This is a genomic window from Streptomyces sp. adm13(2018) (assembly GCF_008042145.1).
GTDB lineage: Bacteria > Actinomycetota > Actinomycetes > Streptomycetales > Streptomycetaceae > Streptomyces.
Genome location: NZ_RDBH01000141.1, coordinates 718,835 through 739,030, shown reverse-complemented (window position 1 = coordinate 739,030; position 20,196 = coordinate 718,835). Strand labels below are relative to the sequence as shown.

At 69.9% G+C, this 20,196-nt stretch carries 14 protein-coding genes and 1 pseudogene; 12 read left to right on the top strand and 3 right to left on the bottom strand.

What is annotated here, in order from left to right; genetic code table 11:
- The 5 genes from EAO70_RS31535 to EAO70_RS31510 all read left to right on the top strand — a co-directional run.
- On the top strand, positions 1-1,388 hold a 1,388-nt coding region (locus EAO70_RS31535; protein ID WP_148006623.1), incomplete at its 5' end, for a glycosyl hydrolase family 18 protein.
- A 577-nt stretch (positions 1,389-1,965) separates the two neighbouring features.
- Positions 1,966-3,099, top strand: a complete 1,134-nt coding sequence (locus EAO70_RS31525; RefSeq protein WP_148006209.1) for a DUF2690 domain-containing protein — start codon at positions 1,966-1,968, stop codon at positions 3,097-3,099.
- A 419-nt stretch (positions 3,100-3,518) separates the two neighbouring features.
- Positions 3,519-3,941, top strand: a complete 423-nt coding sequence (locus EAO70_RS31520) for a hypothetical protein (protein ID WP_148006208.1) — start codon at positions 3,519-3,521, stop codon at positions 3,939-3,941.
- Between the two features lie 90 nt (positions 3,942-4,031).
- Positions 4,032-4,922, top strand: a complete 891-nt coding sequence (locus tag EAO70_RS31515; protein ID WP_148006207.1) for a hypothetical protein — start codon at positions 4,032-4,034, stop codon at positions 4,920-4,922.
- 66 nt (positions 4,923-4,988) lie between these two features.
- Complete coding sequence (locus tag EAO70_RS31510; protein ID WP_148006206.1) at positions 4,989-5,945, top strand: penicillin-insensitive murein endopeptidase; 957 nt, start codon at positions 4,989-4,991, stop codon at positions 5,943-5,945.
- A gap of 123 nt (positions 5,946-6,068) precedes the next feature.
- On the opposite strand, the gene EAO70_RS31505 is transcribed toward EAO70_RS31510, so the two are convergent.
- Positions 6,069-7,445 (bottom strand): VanZ family protein, encoded by a 1,377-nt coding sequence (locus tag EAO70_RS31505; protein WP_187284116.1) that lies wholly within the window; start codon positions 7,443-7,445, stop codon positions 6,069-6,071.
- 635 nt (positions 7,446-8,080) lie between these two features.
- Here EAO70_RS31505 and EAO70_RS31500 point away from each other — a divergent pair.
- Positions 8,081-8,269 carry a hypothetical protein gene (locus tag EAO70_RS31500; RefSeq protein WP_148006204.1) on the top strand — a complete coding sequence of 63 codons (189 nt, stop codon included), beginning with the start codon at positions 8,081-8,083 and terminating at the stop codon, positions 8,267-8,269.
- Positions 8,270-8,832: 563 nt separating this feature from the next.
- Here the strand turns inward: EAO70_RS31500 and EAO70_RS31495 are convergent.
- Positions 8,833-10,065: a hypothetical protein gene (locus tag EAO70_RS31495; protein WP_187284115.1), complete on the bottom strand. Its 1,233-nt coding sequence runs from the start codon at positions 10,063-10,065 to the stop codon at positions 8,833-8,835.
- A 358-nt stretch (positions 10,066-10,423) separates the two neighbouring features.
- On the opposite strand from EAO70_RS31495, the pseudogene EAO70_RS31490 reads away from it, so the two are divergent.
- Positions 10,424-10,774: pseudogene (locus EAO70_RS31490) on the top strand (VOC family protein); the annotation flags it as partial.
- A gap of 587 nt (positions 10,775-11,361) precedes the next feature.
- Here EAO70_RS31490 and EAO70_RS31480 read toward each other — a convergent pair.
- A complete protein-coding gene (locus EAO70_RS31480; protein ID WP_261993130.1) occupies positions 11,362-14,076 on the bottom strand; it encodes a M4 family metallopeptidase in 2,715 nt (904 codons plus the stop codon).
- Between the two features lie 308 nt (positions 14,077-14,384).
- Here EAO70_RS31480 and EAO70_RS31475 point away from each other — a divergent pair, with 308 nt between their 5' ends.
- From EAO70_RS31475 to EAO70_RS31455, 5 genes are all read left to right on the top strand, one after another.
- Positions 14,385-15,260, top strand: coding sequence for a hypothetical protein (locus EAO70_RS31475; RefSeq protein WP_148006202.1), 876 nt, complete (start codon positions 14,385-14,387; stop codon positions 15,258-15,260).
- Positions 15,261-15,628: 368 nt separating this feature from the next.
- On the top strand, positions 15,629-16,849 hold the full coding sequence (locus EAO70_RS31470; RefSeq protein ID WP_148006621.1) for a PP2C family protein-serine/threonine phosphatase: 1,221 nt from the start codon (positions 15,629-15,631) through the stop codon (positions 16,847-16,849).
- A gap of 241 nt (positions 16,850-17,090) precedes the next feature.
- On the top strand, positions 17,091-18,644 hold the full coding sequence (locus EAO70_RS31465) for a PP2C family protein-serine/threonine phosphatase (RefSeq protein ID WP_187284114.1): 1,554 nt from the start codon (positions 17,091-17,093) through the stop codon (positions 18,642-18,644).
- Positions 18,645-18,706: 62 nt separating this feature from the next.
- Positions 18,707-19,744: a B12-binding domain-containing protein gene (locus tag EAO70_RS31460; protein WP_148006620.1), complete on the top strand. Its 1,038-nt coding sequence runs from the start codon at positions 18,707-18,709 to the stop codon at positions 19,742-19,744.
- Entirely contained in the window at positions 19,741-20,154 is a 414-nt protein-coding gene (locus EAO70_RS31455; RefSeq protein WP_148006200.1) for an STAS domain-containing protein, read from the top strand. The genes EAO70_RS31460 and EAO70_RS31455 overlap by 4 nt, the downstream gene beginning before the upstream one ends.
- Positions 20,155-20,196: the final 42 nt, after the last annotated feature.

Sequence of the window (20,196 nt, the reverse complement as noted above, 5' to 3'; positions counted from 1 at the left end):
CCTCCGCCCCGGGCGCGCCCACCGCGAGCGCCCTCACCGACACCTCGGTGAAACTGTCCTGGACCGCGGCCACGGACGACAAGGGCGTCAAGAACTACGACGTCAAGCGCAACGGCACCACCGTCGCGACCGTCACCGGCCTCACGTACACCGACACGGGCCTGAGCGCCGGCACCGACTACGGCTACGCCGTGGTCGCCCGCGACACCGCCGACCAGACCGGCCCGGCCTCCGCCACCACGCCCGTCCGCACCACCGGCGGCGGCGGAGGCGAGAACCCCGGCGGTGGCGGCAAGATCAACCTGGGCTACTTCACCAACTGGGGCTCCTACACGGTGAAGAACCTGGTGACCTCGGGCTCCGCCTCGAAGATCACGCACATCAACTACGCCTTCGGCAACGTGCAGAACGGCAAGTGCACGATCGGCGACCCCTACGAGGACTACCAGAAGGCCTACACCGCGGCCCAGTCCGTCGACGGCGTCGCCGACACCTGGGACCAGCCGCTGAAGGGCCACTTCAACCAGCTGCGCAAGCTCAAGGCCCAGAACCCGAACATCAAGATCCTGTGGTCCTTCGGCGGCTGGACCTGGTCCGGCGGCTTCGGCCAGGCCGTCCAGAACCCCACCGCCTTCGCGCAGTCCTGCTACGACCTGGTCGAGGACCCGCGCTGGGCCGACGTCTTCGACGGCATCGACCTGGACTGGGAGTACCCCAACTCCTGCGGTCTGACCTGTGACACCAGCAGCCCGGCCTCGATCAAGAACATGATGCAGGCCATGCGCGCCGCGTTCGGCCCGAACAACCTGCTCACCGCGGCCATCACCGCCGACGGCTCCAACGGCGGCCGGCTCGACGCGGCCGACTACGGCGGCGCCGCGCAGTACATCAACTGGTACGACGTGATGACGTACGACTACTTCGGCACCTGGGCCGCGCAGGGTCCGACGGCCCCGCACTCGCCGCTGACCTCCTACCCCGGCATCCCCGCGCAGGGCTTCAACTCCGCCGACGCGATCGCCAAGCTGAAGGCCAAGGGCGTCCCCGCCTCCAAGCTGCTGCTCGGCATCGGCTTCTACGGCCGCGGCTGGACCGGCGTCACCCAGTCCGCCCCCGGCGGCACCGCGACCGGCCCGGCGGCCGGCGTCGAGCCGGGCAACCAGTACTACAAGGTCCTGAAGACCACCTGCCCGGCCACCGGCACGATCGGGGGCACGGCGTACGCCCACTGCGGCACCGACTGGTGGAGCTACGACACCCCCGCGACCGTCGGCACCAAGATGGCCTGGGCGAAGAGCCAGGGCCTGGGTGGCGCGTTCTTCTGGGAGTTCAACGGCGACACCGTCGACGGCGAACTCGTGAACGCGATCAGCAACGGCCTGAAGTAACACCCGGCACGACCACCGACACGACCACGCGGCCCGTCCGCCCCGATCACCGGGCGGACGGGCCGCGCTCCGTGGACGCCGTCCGTTCGTCGGCCGCGGGCACGCGGAGCGTCCGAAGCCCGTACAGGGCCAACAAGGTTTTGACGAGCTGCCATTCACCAGGGCGGTAGTCATCCGCACGTACCGGCTTCGCCGCGAGATCGGGGCGCCGACGCCGCAAGTAGGGGGTTCCGGTGCCCCGGCACCACCACGGCCACGGATGCGCCTTCACCACGCCCCACGAGGGCCCAGGACCAGCGCCAGTTCAGCCACTCGCCCCAGGCAGGGGCCACAACCCCGGCCATCGCCAGTCCCGTCCTCCGCCGCGTGGGGCGACTCCAGACGGGATCCCGCACGATCCCCCGTATCCCGCACGATCCACCGCATGTGGCGCACGTCACTCTCGAAGGATGCGCGCRTCCGTGCGCCCCCTGTGATAGGGCTCCGCGGGTGTGGCAAAGTCCTGCCCGGCAGATAGCGGGAAGTCGATGAACTCCCCTGTTATGTACGGGAGTTCATGGCGGGGGAGGGGCTTCGGATGGCCGCGGTCGTGAAACAGGCAGGGGACGGGGAGGGGCAGGACGCCGAACTCCGTCTCGCCCGTGATCGGGTTCTGCTCGGGATGCGTCGCATCAAGGAGGAGTTCGGTCTCAGCTACGGCCGACTGGCCGACAGGACGCACTACAGCCGCTCGTCCTGGGAGCGCTTCCTCAACRGGAAGCAATGGCCGAGCCGCGCTGCGATCCAGCAGCTGGCGGAGGTCGTGGGCGAGGATCCCGCTGAGCTGTTACGGCTCTGGGAGCAGGCCGAGGAGCTCATGCGCAGAAGCCGAAGCGCTGGTGCGCCGGCCGAACATCGCGAAGGCGTTGAAACCCGCGAAGGGGTCGAAGCCCGCGACAGATCCGAGGACCACGAAAAGGCCGGAACCCACGAGCGAGTCGGAACCCACGAGCATGTCGGCGCCCCCGCACCCCGGCACCACGAAGATGACGTACTCCCCGACGGGGACGCCGCCCTCCGCCAGGGAGTGGACGCGCGGAGCGGATCCCGATCCACCGGAACGCGTGCTCCCCGGTCGGGTGACACCCCGGCGAAATCGTGGCCGGGCTCAGTGGTGGGACGTGCGAAGCCCGTCGTCCACATGGCGATCGGTGCCGTGCTCGGCGCCTTGGTCGTCATCGCCGTGTTCGCGGTGATCAGCCCGGCGGGCGGTCCGAGGGGGGAAGCGGGCAGACCGACGCAGGGCAAACGGGATTCGGGCCTGACCGCGCAGAGCGCGACCGGGCGCACCCAGAGCCCCGCGCCTGATCATCCCGTACCCGGGTGCTCCGGCGAGAGCTGCCTCGGGCGCGAGCCCCAGACCATGAACTGCCAGTGGGACGCGAAGACGGTCAGACTGCTGTACCTGCGCGGTCTCCGGATCCAGCTCCGTCACAGCGCCGCCTGCAAAGCGGTCTGGGGCCGGCTGGAGAACGGGGCGGTCGGCGACGGCGTGATCATCACCGACAAGGGCAGCCGTACGGAGGAGGCGACGATCCGGGTGGACCGCGACACCTACACGCGGATGCTCTCGGTGGCTGAGTACCCGCTGGCGACGATCTCCATCTGCGGGGTGATCCCCAAGGCCGCGGAGCGGGAGTGCGACCCCGAACAAGCTGATCCGCAGCCGTAGGAGGTTCACCCCTGCCCCGCCGGGTCCCGTACGGACCACCCCCTTGCCACGCCGAGCCCGCAGTCCCGACTCGTCGCCTCGTCCCGGCGCGTCTCCGCGTCGTCCCGGGACGCGTGTCCTCCCGACCTCGGGCCGCCCGACTCCTCATGGCTCTCGGTCGGTGAATCCTCCGGCCCGGTGACCGGGAGCGCCGTCCGCGCCTCCCCGACGGGCGGCAGGCGTCCCACGACGTCTCGCTGCGTCCCTGACGGCGCGTCACGACCCGTCCCTTGCGCGCCGCTCGTCCCGTGAGTGTCCCGACTGCCCCGTGGGACAGGTGCATCCGCCCCGGACGCCGCCAGGATCTGTCTCGACCGACAGCGGCACCGTCCGATGCACGGTCGACCATGAACGATCCCTCCAGAAGAAGGAGTTACGGCATGCGTCGCATACGCACGAACACGATGACCGCGGGCGCCCTCGCACTGGCCGGTGTCGCCGCCACGTGTGTGGCCCTCGCGCCCGCCGCGACCGCCTCGGCCCAGGCGTGCGTGGTCTCCAGCATCACCACGGGCGGGTACGAGGCACAGGGCACGATCCGCACCAAGGCCTCCAGCAGCTGCGGTGACCTCAACCTGACCTACTCGTACAACAGCACCAGCCGCACGTACGACCACTACGCCGGCCGCTACAAGAAGTCCAGCGGCTGGGTGACCGGCTCCAAGCGGTACGTCCAGGCGTACGACGGCAGCCACAGCGTCAGCGACTCCACCTACTGGCTCGTCACGGACATCGCCGCCGGTACGCAGTTCAGCGTCTCCAGCCTCCTGGACGGCGGCGACAGCGTGCAGATCACGCACTGACCGACCGGCCGCACGTCGACGGCACGTCGTGGGGCCACCCGCCCGGTGGCCCCACGACGTGCCGCCACAACGGAGGAGATGCGAGGCGCCGTGAAGAAGAGGAGAAGGAAGAAGCCGATCACCGTCGCGATCACGGGCGCCGTCCTCGCGTCGGCCGTACTGTCGGCGTGCGGTGGCGCCGCGTCCGGCCGTTCGCCGCAGTCCCTGCCCACGCCGTCGGGGGTCGTGCGGCCACCCTCGGTGCAGAAGGGCCTGCCGCGGGACATCACCGCCATGGTGCTGCCCGCCACCGGGGTCGACACCAGATTGACCCAGGGCCTGGACGGCTTCGCCCAGATGGTGGGCCATGCCCGGCTCACCGAGTGCGTGGAGGGGGAGGGGGTGAACCCTCCGGAGGCTCCGCCCCCGGCGTACATCGGCTGGTCCGACCTCCCCGATCTGGGGTTCATCGGACGGCACGGTCTCACCCGGAGCGTGCCGGCCACGACCGACGCGGAACGCCCCGGCCCGAAGGGCCGGAAGGACCCGGCCGCGCAACAGCGCTGCGTGGCGGAGGCACACGCCGCCATCAAGGCCTTCAAGGACCTCTACGCCCCGCTCCAGTCACTGTGGTGGCCCGAGGTGGCCGCCGTTCGAGACGATCCGCGGGCCCGCGACGCACTGCGGGCCCTGCCCGGCTGTCTCGAGCGGTACGGCATCGACGTCGACGACGAGGACGGCTTCTTCGCCCTGGTAGACCGCACCGTCCAGCGCACCGAGGACGCCGAGGAGGCGGCCCGCGCCGACCGGGGCCTCGGGGCGGCCTACGCCACGTGCATGGCTCCGGTGGAAGCCGTACGGGAGCCGTTGCGCACCAGCCGTCGAACGGCCTTCCAGATCTCGCACCGAGGAGAGATGCTCGCCCTGGAACGGTCGCTGCTCCCGCGCATCCGTGAGCTGGAGCGGCGTCACGGGCTGAGCTTCGCCCGGCCGGTGCCGTGAGAAGAGATGCCCACCAGCCTCGTCACCAGCCCCCGTCGTCCGTCCCGTCACGAGAGGGATCGCCTCATGCTCCGATCGTCCGGTCCGAGAAAGCAGGGCTCCCGGATCGCCCTGTTCCTCGCCATGACCATGGCCCTGCTCCTCCAGGCCGGGCCGCCTGCCCAGGCGTTCGCCGGCGCCTCCTACCACGTCCAGAGCTCGGGCAACCGCGGCAGTGACGTCGTGGCCGTCCAGTACCTGCTGGCCGCGCACGGCCACACCGCGGCCGCCGACGGGGTCTTCGGCTCCGGCACGGCGTCCGCCGTCACGTCGTTCCAGAGCGCCAAGGGCCTCACGGCGGACGGCGTCGTCGGCCCAAGCACCTGGGGACGGCTCGTCGTCACCGTACGCCAGGGCGACAACGGGTCCGCCGTGAAGGCCGTGCAGTACCTCCTCAACGCCAAGCGCGCCGCAGGACTCACCGTCGACGGCAACTTCGGGACCGCCACCGCGACCGCGGTGAAGAGCTTCCAGAGCCACGCGGGCCTCGCCGCGGACGGGGTCGTCGGGCCCGACACCTGGCGCAACCTCGTCTGGCACTACGAACTGATCAACTTCTCCACCACGTTGTGTGACCAGAACCCGGACGGCAACGCCTCCGCGAACTGGGCCACCGCCGCCTCCGTCGCGCAACTGGAGTCCGCCGCATCCTCGTTCGCCGCAACCGGCCAGGGCAGGGTGCCGGTGGGTGACGCCGGCTTCGAGCACGGCGGAGACATCCCGGGCCACGCGAGCCACGAGGTCGGGCTCGACATCGACATCTGGCCGGTCCGCACCGACTCCGCCCAGTGCACCGCCGGCCGGATCACCTGGCAGTCCGGCACCTACGACCGGGCGGCGACCCGTCAGCTCGTACAGGCGGTCCGCGCGGCGGCCCCCGGTCACGTCCAGCTGATCTACTTCAACGATCCGACGCTCATCGCCGAGGGACTGACCACGCAGTACCCGAATCACGACAACCACCTGCACATCCGCTACCGCTGACACGGCTCGTCGCAGCACGCGAAACCGCCGACATCGGCAGCTACGGTGACGTCGGTGAACGCGAACTCAACCGATCACGGCTGGGAGCGGCGCCGTGGAGCCGCCCCCAAGGCGTGGTCGCTCTCAGAAGCCTTCCATCTCGTCCATCGACGGGAGTCCCTCCGATGCCTGGCTTGCTGACGATTCCGCCACGATGCCGCTGGCGGCATCCACCGTGGCCGAGAGCAGCGTGTCGTCGTAGGCGGCTGTCAGGCGCCAGTACACGCGCCACGCGCTCTCCTGGCGCTCCGCCAGGAGCACTGCGGTTCTGCGCTCTCCCTTCGCAGGCCTGACCTGGTGATGAGTTGCGAACGCATTCCACGCGGTGTTCTCGGTGACGGCAACGGGAGGCAGCTTGGGGTCGTCGACGTCTCGGGCGAGGAGAGCACCGATCCGGCCGGAAGGCTCGATCAGGAGGCCGAAGCGCATGGGCATCAGAATGTCGTTCCGCTGTCGGCGCCACTCGACGATCCAACCGGAATCCTCGACGGTGGAGCGCGCTTGCCGGACCCCTGCCTCGGAGTCACGCAATGCCCAGGGCGCGTAGCTTTCGGCGAATCGGGTGGCGACCTGCTGTGCCTGACCAGACGTCCGCACGGGACGGCTTGTCCCGGGAATCCGGTAGGCGTAGGTTCCCTCGCCCTCGCCAGGATTGGTGGGCGAGAAGTGGACGGTGAACTTCTCTCGGTCAGGCCATGTCATCTCGGCAGTGCCGCCCGGCAGCACTGCACTGACGGTGCTGGATCCGTCCACGTTGTTGAAGAAGGTCGCGGTCTCGATGGTGTAGGTCTCCCCGAAGGCCCTCTCAAGCTCAGCTCGGAGGGCCCGGACCTGCTCAGGGCTTGCGGGCGGAACAGGCATGGGAAACACAGCGCGAACAGGCTCGATGACGGTGACCCACGTCGCGGCGATGACCAGCGAGATCACTGCCCCGCCGAACACCGAACGCTTGACCGCGCGCGATGAGAGCGGAGATCCGTGACGGGCCGCTCGGCATACGGCAGCTCCGATGCCGACGCCTATGAGGGCGCCCACCGCGTTCGTCACGAGATCGTCAGTGTCGCAAAGGCGGGAGACGAGGGGAAGGGTGGCCTGCGCGGTCTCCACGGCGGCCGTGAAGAGAGCCCCCAGCGCGGCGCTGAGGAGGATTCTCCTGGTGGCCAGGACAGCGAGCAGCCCGAATGGAACGAACAGTGCGACATTGAGCTGACCCTGCGTCGTGGCGAACGCTTGGACGTAGGCAGGATTGATCGTGCACTGGAGCGTGGCGATCCCGCTGCCACCCCACGTGGTCAGCAGGACGGGACCGACCGTCGAAGAAGCCCACAGCCCGTAGAGCACGGCGGGCTGCCGATCGACGTTCCGCGCAGCCACCCCGTACGCGAGCACACCTGCGGCAAGAGTCACGGTGATGGCGAGCGCGAGGAAGAGCAGGTGGTCGCGAAAGACGGCATGGATCATGGAAGTGCCTGTTCGTATGGAAGGCTCCGCACGTTCACCACCAGGGCGGGGAAGGAGCGAGTCCTGACTAAGACGGTGTGATGTCCAGAGGGTTGTGCAGCGGCGTAGCAGACGTCCTCCTGCACGCCCCGCCAGCCGCATCTCGGTGGGAATGAGCCATGACGTCACTCCTTGAGCCGCCGTCGCCGGACAAGCCGACTGCGGTCGCATCAGCCGCGCACGCACACATCGGTCTCACAGAGGTGAGCACCTTCCCCGTTGACGATGAACTCACCGACCCTAGACGCGGTTGCCGGGCCCCGTGCTCGGCGAAGGCTTCTTCGTCAAGTCGCCTTTACTTGAACGGCAATGCGGCGAAAGGACTGGGGGCCGGGGAAGTGCGACAGCTCCCGAAACCCTGATGGCGAGGCGGCGATCCAGGGACGGGGCCACGTTCACTGGCCGCGAGCAGGCGGCACCTTCGGCGGCGGTCAAGGATGCGGTGATCCAGTGAGGCCACCACATCGCCGCTGCGAGGAGGACGAACACAGCCGCAGCGAGACGACTCGTGAGTCATGGACCCACGGGTGTGCGGCGCCTTTCTCGGGGCACGCGAAGGTGAAGACGAGAGCTTCACGAGGAAGCGGGAGAACGTCATGCAGACGAGGATTCTGGAGTCCTTCCCGGCCGGAGCACCCCGCGGCGCCTGGCCCGCCGAGGAGTACGCCGCTGCCCGGCAGCGCGAGGGCATACCGGCCACGGTGGTCATGGACCTGGAGTCGGACTGTTTCCTCGTCGTCCTGCCGGCGCAGTCGGCTGCGACGAGTGGCGCGGTCCTCTCCTGACGCCGTGCCAGGACGCCGTGGATGAAAGCTGACCTCGGCCTTCCGCGAGATCGTCACCCCACGCCACGGAAGTGGAAAGCGGTATCCGGCGCGCGGACCGCGGAGGGCCGGCTGCACCAAGGAGCCGAGATCGCCCTGCTGCGCGACCTCCACCGCGCCCGATCACACTGAACCCCGCCGCAGGCACTCGCCCTGGCAGGTGACAGCAACCCCGCTCTGGTCGCGGTCGCCTCCCATGCCTTCGACGGCGCCTACTCGACCGTCATGGCCGTCATGGTCGCTGCCACGGTCGCCGGCGGGCTCGCGACCGGCCTTCTCCTGCGCCACCATGGTTCGGGCTCGACTCTGGCGGCCGATGTGAACCACTGACGGTATGGCCTCAGGCGGCCGGTTCGAGTGCCGGGTGACCGGCCCGCGCGACACCACGAGCGCGGGCCGGTCGTCACCCGGTCGGACCCTGCGGCGGGGGAGTGCCGCGGGCCCGTGAGCAGTCCCACGTGCTCGGCCTCCGCCTGCCCCGCATCCGGAGCAGTACACATATGGCCCCGGAGGCCGGTGTCCGATCAGGTTCGGCCGTGTCGCGTCCAGGTTCCTCTTCCCCCGGCTGTCATCAGTGTGGTGACGATGTGCGACCGGTTGCGTCCGCCTCGAAGAAGTCGCTCCGCGGCCAGGCCGAACGCCAGCGCGGGTCCCAGGAGGCCGAGGGTTTCGCCGGTGCCGAGGGCGAGCCCGGCGCCGGCGAGTCCGAGGCCGGTCTCCGCCGCGGCCCAGGCCAGACGCCCGGGCCGCTCCGCGGAGGCCGGCAGCTTTCGCCGGATCGCGCGGAGGAGGGCGGGCAGGGCGTCGTCGGCGGCCGACGCGTCCCCGGCGCGCAGCGCTGCTTGGAAGGCATCGCGCCGACGCGTCACGACCTCGTCCTGATGGATCTTCGCGATGTCCTGCCAGCCCAGTTCGGCGACCGCCGCGAGATGGCCCGGGGCCATGTTGTGCTCCGCCGGGCCGGTGGCTCCAGGGCCGGCAGGCTCGAAGAGTGCGTCTGTGGGGTGCCCGAGGTACAGCCCGATGTCGGCCGCTTCCGGGAGCGAACGGGGGGACGCGCCGTCGGTTCCCAAAGTGCGTTGCACCGCCGCGTTCCAAGCCTGTGTCGCGGTGTTCCAGATCGCCGTCCGGTGCGGCGGCTCCGACGCGTCGAGCCGGGCGAGGAGCATGGACCTGCGGTGCCGGTCCGCCGGATCCACGTGCGCGTCGACAAAGGCGAGGGTGCGCTCCACCGGGGCGTAGTCGTGGCCGGGGAGCCCGGGCAGTGCCGCCACCTCCTCCAGCACGTCGTGGTACGAGGAGGGGCGCGTCACGGCGCTCGTGCCCAGCGGCACTCCCGGCTCGCGGGAGAAGTGGTGAAGGGTCCAGGCCACGGCCTCCAGCCTGCGCCGGATGGCCCCGCCCTCCGCGTACCGTGCGCCCAGCGCGGTGCCCCGCGCGAACAGTGGCCCGGGATTCGCCTCCCCGCGCTCCAGTACCGCCTCGGACAGCCTGACCAGGGGTTCTGCGGTCTCGAACGAAGACGAGAGCCAGCCGGGCTCCAGAGCGCGGTGCAGGCCGGTGGTGACCAGGGCGAAGGGGTCGCTGTCGGCCGGGGCGGCGGTGGTGCAGCGCAGGAACGAGGGGCACCCGCGCACGAAGGACCGGAAGTCCTCCGTCTCGAACAGGGCCTGCACCGCATGGCTGTCGATGAGCTGTACGTCGCTCAGGACCACCGTGTGCCCTAACAGGGCCTGGATCTTCAGCATGACGGCCAAGGACGTGTCCTGCGGACCCCACCCGGACACGCTCAGGTGCTCACCGTCAAGCCAGTGGGCGTAGATCTCCATGCTTCCCCCGTCCCCCGCCGAGTGAGGGCATCCCCTCGGCAGCAGACCTTACGGCGAGGAAGCCAACCGCGCTAAGAATTCCATCGGTTGGGCCCCAGCCTCCACACCCCGCACTGCCTCAAGTCATCGCCTCTTCGAGTGGACTGGTGCGAAGGGCCTGCGTGAGGGTCGGTGCCCGATGCTCTCTGAAAGCTGCGCCAGCGACTACGATTGACGGCGACATCGCGTGTCGGTCACCGGCTGGGTGAGGCATGGAGGTGTCGGGACATGCCTCCGGAGGCATTCCTTGTCAGTCGAGTTGAACCACACGATCGTCCACGCCCGGGACAACCGAGAGTCCGCGGAGTTCTTCACGAACCTGCTCAACCTCGAGATCACCGCCGAGTGGGGGCCGTTCGTCGCGGTTGCCCTGAGCAACGGTGTCACGCTGGACTTCGCCACCATCCCCGCGGACAGCATCACCCCGCAGCACTACGCGTTCCTCGTCTCCGAGGAGGAGTTCGACGCGGCGTACGCACAGATCACACAGCGCGGTATCGAGCACTACGCCGACCCTCACCGGAAGCAGCCCGGCGCGATCAATCACAACGACGGCGGTCGAGGCGTGTACTTCATGGACCCGGCCGGCCACATCATGGCCAGAGGCGTGGACGGTGCCGGGCGTGACCACCACGAGGCCCCCGGCGCCCACGGTCTCCACCCGCTCGCGACCGGGGCCGCGCTCGCCGCCTGCGCCGTCCGCCCCGAACAACCGGAACCAGGCAGCCCCGGCCACGACGTGGAACACCTCGGTCGACCGGGTGTGGTGGTGGGGCCTGCCCCATCGGACCCGGCGGCCAGCCTCAGCCGATCGGCCCCGATCGCTCCGCCGGTCTCGGCGGCGTCGGCGAGCAGCCGGATACCGGCTCCCCCGGGCAGTACCACGTCTTCGGCCTCCTCGGGCCGTACGACGAGCGCGTTCACGCTGTCCGAACGCGACACCCGTGCCTGGCTCACCGACCGGAACGCGCACCCCGCACCCTTCGTGCGTCCGGACGGTCGAACCGCGTCTACGGAGACCTGGCCACCGACGCATCCCGTACGGACTCGGTGACCGCGGCCGGGAACACCGCGTCCGTACCCGGCACCGCGAGCACCGGCGGCCCTCGTACGCCAGCGAGAAGTCGGTTCATACGACAGAGGCCGGCGGCAGATGCCGCCGGCCCCGTCCAGTCGTGTGCCGGGTCAGCAGGCCCCGGCGGGCCGGTTGCGGACAACCAGGTCCGTCGAGCCGGTGGTGGCGTCGAGCCAGACGACCTGGCGTCCCGCGCCTGCTGCCGGATAGCTCTGCTCACCGCGGTTGCAGGAGACGCGCTCCATGCGGACGCCGTCGGTGGGCAGCTGCCACAGCTTGGGCAGTGACTCGTTGCGGTACCGGGTGTCGGGCGTCTCGCCGACGACGGTCACCGCGTCCTGCGAGACCGTGAGGTCGGAGGCGATGAGCGCGCCGGGCTTGTGCTCGTCGCTGATGGCATGCGCATCGGTGCCGTCCAGTGCGGAGCTCATGATGGTCAGTCGACCGTCGTCGCTGTCGTCGGTGTCGGCCAGCCAGAAGACCTTCGAGCCGTTGATGCCGGTCTGGCCGAGGCTCACCGGCTCGTCCAGCTGCTGGGTCATGACGGCCTTGCCGGTGGCGAGGTCGACGACCTCCACTCCGAGCCGGTAGGAGCCGCCCTGCGGGTACAGCTTCGCGTAGGCGATCCTGTTGTCACTGATGGAGGGCAGGGCGGTGAGGGTGTCCCACTTCTGTCCGTCCGTGAAGACGGGGGCCGGGTCGGAAGGGCGCTGGTAGCCGACGTGCCGACCGCCGAATATGTCGTACTCCTCGAACACGACGACGCTCTTCTCGACGCGCAGGCCCGCCACACCCGTGTACGAGCTGTACAGGGTCTTGACCGGCCCACCCGCGACGGGACGGGAGAGGAGGTCGACCGAGGTGGGACCGTAGGCCGTCCAGACGACCGTCCTGCCGTCCGTGGCCGGCGCCGTGTGGTACCTGCCGTCGTTGGGGCTGATCACCTTGGTACCGCCCTTGCCGTCCAGACGGCCGGCGTAGACGGAATAGGGCTCGGACCCGTCGTCGTTCGACTTGGACGCCGTCCACCAGCCACCGCCGGCGCCCACGCCGGAGTCGGTGGTGTTGAGCCTGCCGAAGAGCGTGTCCGTGTCCACGCCCAGGGCCTGCTCCCAGCCCGGGACGATGCCGTGGGCGTTGAACGACCGCTTGACCGTGTTCTGCTGGGCGGACGTCACGCCGATCGCCCGGGCCGCCGCGAGCACCGCGTTGCGCGCCTCGGTGAAGCCGTCGACCGGAGTCATGTACTCGGTCAGGGCCTTGTAGACGATCCTGTCGGCCAGCGCGCCGCCGAGGTCCTCGCGCATGTCCCACAGCGCGCCGGAGAGGATCGTCGAGTTCAGGTGCACGCCGCCGTTGTCGGTGGCGAAGGAGACGCCCAGGAAGTTCTTCGAGGTCGTCGCCCCGTCGTTGAGGTCGCGAAGGGCGCAGTCGGAGGCCGCCTTCGTACGGCACAGGTTCTCACCGATCAGGCCTGCCGCCGGATCGCTCATCGGCGTCCCGCTCGCCGTGACATCGATGGCGTTGCCGAAGTAGTCGGCGATGGCCTCGTTCAGGGCGCCGGACTGACCCGCGTAGACCAGGTTCGCGGTGTGCTCGACGACCCCGTGAGTCATCTCGTGCCCGACGACGTCGGTATCGGCCGACAGCGGCTTGAACTCCGAGTCCCCGCCGCCGTACACCATCTTGGTGCCGTCCCAGAAGGCGTTGACGTAGGGCATGCCGTCATACGTCACGCCCACGAGGGAGTTGACGGTCGAGCCCCTGCCGTCCAGGCCGTCACGCCCGTGGTTCTTCTTGAAGTAGTCGTAGACCTGGCCCGCGTTCCAGTGGGCGTCCACCGCACCCGAGTCCGTCGCGCCGGGGCCGAACGCGGTCGTCGGGGAGGAGAACATCCTCAGGCCGGAGGGCCACCTGCCGGAGGCCTCCGACACCGACCTGTCACGCGCGTCCCAGGTGGCCAGCAGACCCTTGGTGGTGCCGCGCATCCGCGCCGCGTCCGCCAGGAGATAGCCGCCGCTGGAGGCGTCGTACGCCACGTCCAGAGAGGTGGCCGCGCCGTTCAGCCGGGTTCCCGACCCGGTCTCCGGGACCAGGTCCTTGGGAGGGGTGGGCGGCGCGTCCGCCACCTCCCCCTCGGGCGCGTCACCGGGAGTCAGGGTTCCGGGCGCGGCCATCGTCTTCAGCGCGCTGTACTGAAGGGCCGGATAGCCCGAGCGCGCGTCGACGTACACCTCCTCCACGACAGGAGCCCCGGTACCGGGCGCACTGCCGCGCACGGTCACGCGGTAAGCCAGCACCCCGGTGCCCTGGGGAAGGACGACGAGTCCCTTCGCCTCCCCGCTCAGCCCCTTGGTCTCCCTGCTCAGCCCCTTGGCCTCGTCGGCGCTGCCTTCGGCGCGGGGGGCCTGGCCGATGGCGAGGGCGTCGCTCAGCCGGCGGGCCGTCGATGCCACGGCGCGCCGCACAGCGAGCTCCTGCCCGATGCGGGGGGTGACGTCGGTGGCGAGGGCGGTGAAGTAGTGCCCGGAGGTGCCGGTCACCACCCTTCCGCCGTCCTGTTCCTCCATACGGACCACGTACTGGCCGCCCAGCACGTCGATCCCGCGGTGTTTCTGCTGCAGCCGGACCGTCGAGCCCGTGGAACCGGCGATCGTCGCCAGGGGCACGAGGTCGCTGCCCGCCCGGGGGATCTTGTACCGGCTCTTGTTCGCGGCGAGGTGCTGCCGGGCCGCGTCGGCAGGAGCGGCCTTGGCGTCGACGGGCTCACGAATGCCCTCGATCAGCACCGGCGTGGCGGTGTCCTGGCCGGGCTGGGCGTTCACGGGGCCGACGTCGGGGTCGACCGCCCACGCGGGTGAGGCCTGCAAGGTCGTTGCAGTGGCCAGCAGAACCGCGATCGAACCGGCGGAGCGAAGGTGTTTCCGCCATATCCGCCTCGACGCTGTCTCGGCAGCGGACGAGGGCGAGTTGAGCTTGGGCAAGGGATCTCCTCAACCATGAGTGCCTGTGGAGTCGCTGTGTGTCGCCGATATGCAAGCGCCGGGGGCCCCTCCAGCACCAGAGCTCGACCCCCCTCGGAAGTGGCCACGCATACTTGTGAGGGTTCTGTGAGCGGGTCAAACTGCTCAGCATGATCGATACCGACCCGTACGACCTGACCCCGAGCCGTACGCGGGACGACAGCCGGTCGGCAGCCGGCCCGGCCGCCGCACTGCGCACCCTGATCCGGCGCCGCCAGGAACTTCTGCATCAGGAGTTCGCCGACCTCAAGTCGCTGGGCTCCTACGCCGAGCGCCTGGTCGACCGACTTCCACCCGAACCATTACGCCGCGAACTCCACAGAGACATCGAGATACTCGGCGACACCCACGTCGTTGCGGCCCGACTGGACACGTTGTTGGAGGACGCCGGGACGGAGGTGTTCATCGTGGATCGGCAGAACCCGATGCAGCACGCACGGGACGGCGAACCGGAGCCGTTCGGCGTGGGCTGCGGCCGTATCCGCGCATTGCTGGCACGTGGAATCGCCGTACGGGTCCTCCTGGACCGCAGGAGGGCCGACTTCCCGGATCGGGCGAAGGCCCTGATCGGGCTCACCGGGCCGGGCCTGGAGACACGTGTGGGCGTGGGGCTGCCGACGGGCCTTGTCGTCGTCGACCGGTCCAGAAGCCTCCTGTCCGCGACGAACACGGACGGACCCACCGGGGTGGCACATGTGCTGGGGAAGTCCCTCTCGCACAGGGCCGCCCTGCCGCTCTTCGACGCACTGTGGCGACGCGCCACACCGGTCGGCGGCGTGGGGAGCCCGTTGACCGCCGACCAACGCGAGCTCCTGGGGCTCCTCGCCGCCGGACTGAAGGACGAGTCCATCGCACGGCGCCTCGGCGTGCACGTGCACACCGCGCGCCGGCGGATAAGCCGCATGCTCGACGAACTGGGGGCCGAAACCCGCTTCCAGGCGGGCGTCCAGGCCACGATCCGCGGCTGGCTCCATCCCACCCCCTGACCTGTTCGGCAGTGGCGGTGGCCGAAACGGAATGCCCGGCCCGGGACCGGCCGACGAGGAGGCCCCCGCCGTTCTCGCAGCTGCGCTCTCCGGACGGCGGCGGGAGCCTCAGGGGGTGTCAGGCCGGGATCGGGATGGTGAGGGGGAGACCGAGCAGGTCAGGGGTCGGCTCGCCGTCACGCTCGGCGGACGGACCGGTCGGCGCTCCGGGGTCTTCCGTCGAGCCGTGTCGACGGGCCCTCCGTCCGTGGTAAAGGTCACTGTCACCGGCTTTGCGTGAACCGCTGCACCGATGTTCTCCGATGCGGGTTCAGATCTAATGTGGCGGTTTACATCGTTCTCCAATGAAGAAGAGGGTTTCAGTAGCCTTGGACAGACCTGATGTGGTGGAGCGGTCGCTGCGGGAGGCCGCCCCCCATGAGATCTTCGACGTGATCCGTTCCGCCATCGAGCGCCGCCACGGAGCCCGGGCGGTCGACCTGTTGTTGGTCGACTACGCCCTGACGAGGTTGCAGCCGGTGGGCGTACTGCCGCACACGCGCGAGCCGGTGTCGGTGCACGGAAGCGCTCCGGGCCGGGCATTCGGCGCACAGGACGTGCACATCGTGTACGACGCGTCGCAGTCCGCGATCACCGTGCACGTACCGGTCAGCGTGCGGGGAGACCGGCTCGGCGTGCTCAGCGTCGTGCTGCCTGCTCCAGAGGGCGAGCGCCCCGCCCCTGAGGTGCTTGAGGACCTCCAGCAGTGTGCGGATGCCCTGGCGCACGAAGTGGTGGTCGCGGAGCGTGATACGGATCTCTTCCTGCAGGCGCGTCGAGCCGACCGGCTGACTCTGGCCGCCGAGATGCAGTGGCAGCTGCTGCCGGGGCGTTCATGCTCTCGTCCCGAGTACAGCCTCGGTGCCCAGCTTGAGCCGGCCTATGCCATCTTCGGCGACTCCTTCGACTGGTCCGCCTCCGCCGAGAACCTCTTCGTGACCGTGAGCAACGGCATGGGTGAGGGCATCGCCGCGGCGCTGCTGACGAATCTCGCGATCAACGCGCTCCGCAACGCGCGCCGGGCCGGACTGAGCCTCTGCGATCAGGCCGCCCTGGCGGATCAGGCGGTCTACGGGCAGTACGGGGGGCGTCAGTATCTGTCCACACTGCTGTTCCGGTTCCACCTCCCGACCGGGCACGTGGAGATCATCGACGCCGGCTCCCCGAAGGTGTGGCGGGTACGCGGAGGAGTCGTGGAGACGATCGCTCTGGAGGCCCAGATGCCTCTGGGAATGGTCGAGGACACCGTCTACGTCTCGCAGAGCTTCCAGATCGAGCCCGGAGACCGACTGCTGTTCATCAGTGACGGTATCTACGACGCCCTGTCCCCGAGCGGGGAGAAGTACAGCCTGCGTGCCCTGGCGGCGTCGATCAGCAACACGCGTCTCCTCCCCGCCGCGCAGGTTCCCCGGGCGATGCTGCAGGAACTGCTGGGGCACCGGGGCTCCGGTCCGGCGACAGACGACTCGCTGGTGATGTGCCTGGACTGGCACGGCACCACCCCCTCCGTGTCTGCGGACCGAGGCGCAGAGTATGAGGAGCTTTTGTGAGAGCCCTGTGACCAACCCCTCCCATGGTCTGATCGCAGACGGGGGCGGGTTGCCAGATAGGGGTGCCGGGGAGGATCGTTGCCTGCAAGCAACTGTCTAGTCGATGAGGTGAGGGACTCGCCCAGCGGGTCCTCAACATTTGGTCTCCACCCAAGCCCATGCCGACCAGGTCCCCGCGCAGGAACCCTCCTGGGGCCCGGCCCCCTACCCCGTTCTCGTCGCTGACGTCCACGGTGCTGTCGTGCGGTGCAACGCCGCCGCACACCTTCTTCTGCCCGCCGCGACACCGGGGGCCCTGCTGGCGGACACGGTTCCGGACTGGCTCCGCGAAGCGCACTCCGCCCTCAGTGTCCCCGGACCGCATGCGGCCCCCTTAGAGGCGGAGGCGCTGAGCGGAACGATCGGGGAGCGGATCTTCGAGGCGCATCCCAGCGTTCGGGGCGACGGATCGGTGGTCTGGTGGCTGGTGGACGACACCGACCGCCGGCTCGCCCGAGAAGCTCTCCACCTGGAGCGGGAGCGAAGCGCATTCCTCGCGGAGGCGTCGACCGCCCTGCTGTCCTCGCTCAACCTCGGGCGCTGTATGGACGTGACCGCGCAGATGGCGGCTGAGAACCTCGCCGATGCGGCGCTGGCCGTCGCACCGGCTCGTGGTCAGCGACTGCCGGTGGTCACCTGCCTGCGCGGCGGTGCTCCCGCCCTGTCGACCGTGACGGTGGACCCCACCGCCGTGCCGGGACTGGGCGAGGCGCTGCGCGGGTTCCCGCCGGTGCCCTCACGGTGGATCGACCCGGCCGCGGCCCCCGCGTGGATGCTGCCCGAGGGATTCGGACCGGTCGGCTCGATAGTGATCACTCCGCTGCCCGGGCACGGTGTCCCGGCGGGCGCGCTCATCCTGCTGCGCAAGTCGGAGAGCACGGCGTTCAGTGCCGAGGAGGAGGTGTTCGCGCGGCTGTTCGCCGCCCGCGCCGGGGCCGCGATGTCCGCCGCCCGCCTGTACGCGGAGCAGACCGCGATCACCGACGTGCTGATGCGGGAACTGATGCCCCCGGTGCTGCACCACATCTCCGGGGTCGACTACGCCGGCCGCTACCGGCCCTCCGCGGACCACGAGCGCATCGGCGGCGACTTCTACGACGTCCATCCCGCGGCCGTCGAGGGCGAGGCCTCCCTGGTCTCCATCGGAGACGTCTGCGGCAAGGGGCTGGAGGCCGCCGTCCTGACCGGCAAGATCCGCAACACCCTGCACGCTCTGCTGCCCATGGCCGATGACCACCAGCGGATGCTCAGCCTGCTGAACACCGCACTGCTGAGCTCCCACCACACCCGGTTCGCCACGATGATCCTGGCCTCCGCCGTACGGCGCGGGAGCATGGTGGACCTCAGGCTCACGAGCGGTGGCCACCCCAACCCGCTGATCGTCCGGGCCGACGGAACCGTGGAGGAAGCCGACACCCACGGCACCCTGATCGGAGCCATCCCCACCGTCTCGGCCACCACCGCTGCCGTCTCCCTCGCCCCCGGTGAATCGTGCGTCCTCTACACCGACGGCATCACCGAAGCCCGGGGAGGGCCGATGGGCAATGCCCTGTTCGGCGACGCGCGGCTCAGACGCGCGCTCTCCCAGTGCGCCGGCATGCCCGCCGAGGGAATCGCGGAGCACGTACAGATGCTGGCCGCCCAGTGGCTGGGCAACCGTTCGCACGACGACATGGCCGTCGTCGTGATCTCCGCTCCCCGCACCCACCACCTGAGCGCAGTGGACGGACACACCCGGGGCAGGTACACCCCGTGAGCACCAGCACCAGCACCAGCACCAGCACCAGCACCCCGCCGCGCGTTCCTCCCGCCGGACAGATGGAGCAACTCGCGAATCAGCTGTGGCAGGCCGTCTCGGACATGGACGAACACACGGCCACCGAGCTGGTGCTGCGCGTACTCGACGAGGGCACGGATGCGGAGAACGTCCTGCTCGATGTGATCGCCGTGGTCCAGGGGCGCGTCGGAGAGGAATGGGCGGCCAACCGGATGAGCGTCGCCCAGGAGCACGCGGCGACCGCCATCAACGAGCGTGCCGTCGCCGCGGTCGCCGCCCATCCCGCCGCCCGCACACCTGTGACCTGCGGCAGGATCACCGTGGCATGCGTGGACGGAGAATGGCACGCCCTGCCCGCCCGCCTGCTCTCCGAGGTACTCAAACTGCGCGGCTGGCAGGTCGACTACCTCGGCGCCCAGGTGCCGACCCCGCACCTGATCGCCCACCTCCACAGCACCCGCGCCGACGCCGTCGCGCTCTCCAGCTCCATCGCGACCCGTCTGCCGACCGCGCACGCGGCGATCACCGCCTGCCAGGCCATCGGCGTACCCGTCATCGCCGGCGGTGCCGCCTTCGGACCCGAGGGCCGCTATGCCGCGCTGCTGGGCGCGGACGCCTGGGCCCCCCACGCCCGAGGCGCCGCCGACCTCCTCAGCACACGCCGGATGCCTCGGCCGACGCCCGACCATCAGCAGTTCGACGACCTGCCACACCTGGAGGACCAGGAGTACACCCTGGTCGCCCGGAGCGACACCGCGCTCGTGCAAGCGGTCTTCACCGCCCTGGAAGAAGCCTTCCCCCCGATGCGCGCCTACGATCACGCCCAGCGCGAGCGCACCGCGGAAGACCTCGCGCACATCGTCGAGTTCCTCGCCACCGCTCTCTACCTCGACGACGAGGACCTGTTCACCTCGTTCATCACCTGGACCGCGCAGATCCTGAACGCACGAGGAGTCCCCGCCGCCGGCCTGCCGCCGGCCCTGGACCTCATGGCCCGTGAACTCAAGGACTTTCCCCGGGCCACCCGCATGCTCAAGGCCGCAAGCCGAACCCTCACCACCGCCAGGACCCCCGCATGACCACTCACCCCGAACAGCACCTGCACCTGACCACGGTCGACTCCCCGGACAGCATCCGCATAGAGATCCACGGAGACCTCGACCACGACAGCGCCGGCCTCCTCGTGGAGGAGGCGACCGCCCAGCTCGCAGCCCGGCCCAGCCTCGCCGACCTGCATCTGCACTGCGCGCACCTCGGCGCCATCGACTCCATGGGCCTGTCCGCCCTGCTCATGATCCACCGGCGCACCACCGCGGCGGGCGTGCGACTGCACATGGAGGACAGACCGGCGACACTGGACCGCATCCTCCACGTCACCGGAACGTTCGACTACCTCACGGCCGCACAGCCCGTCAGCCCCGCGCGGACCACGGGGCCCGACGACGGCGCTCACGCGGCTCCCTCCACCGGCCAAGACGGCAGTACCTGAGCCACAGCACGGCCGTCCACCGGGCACCTCTACACACCGACG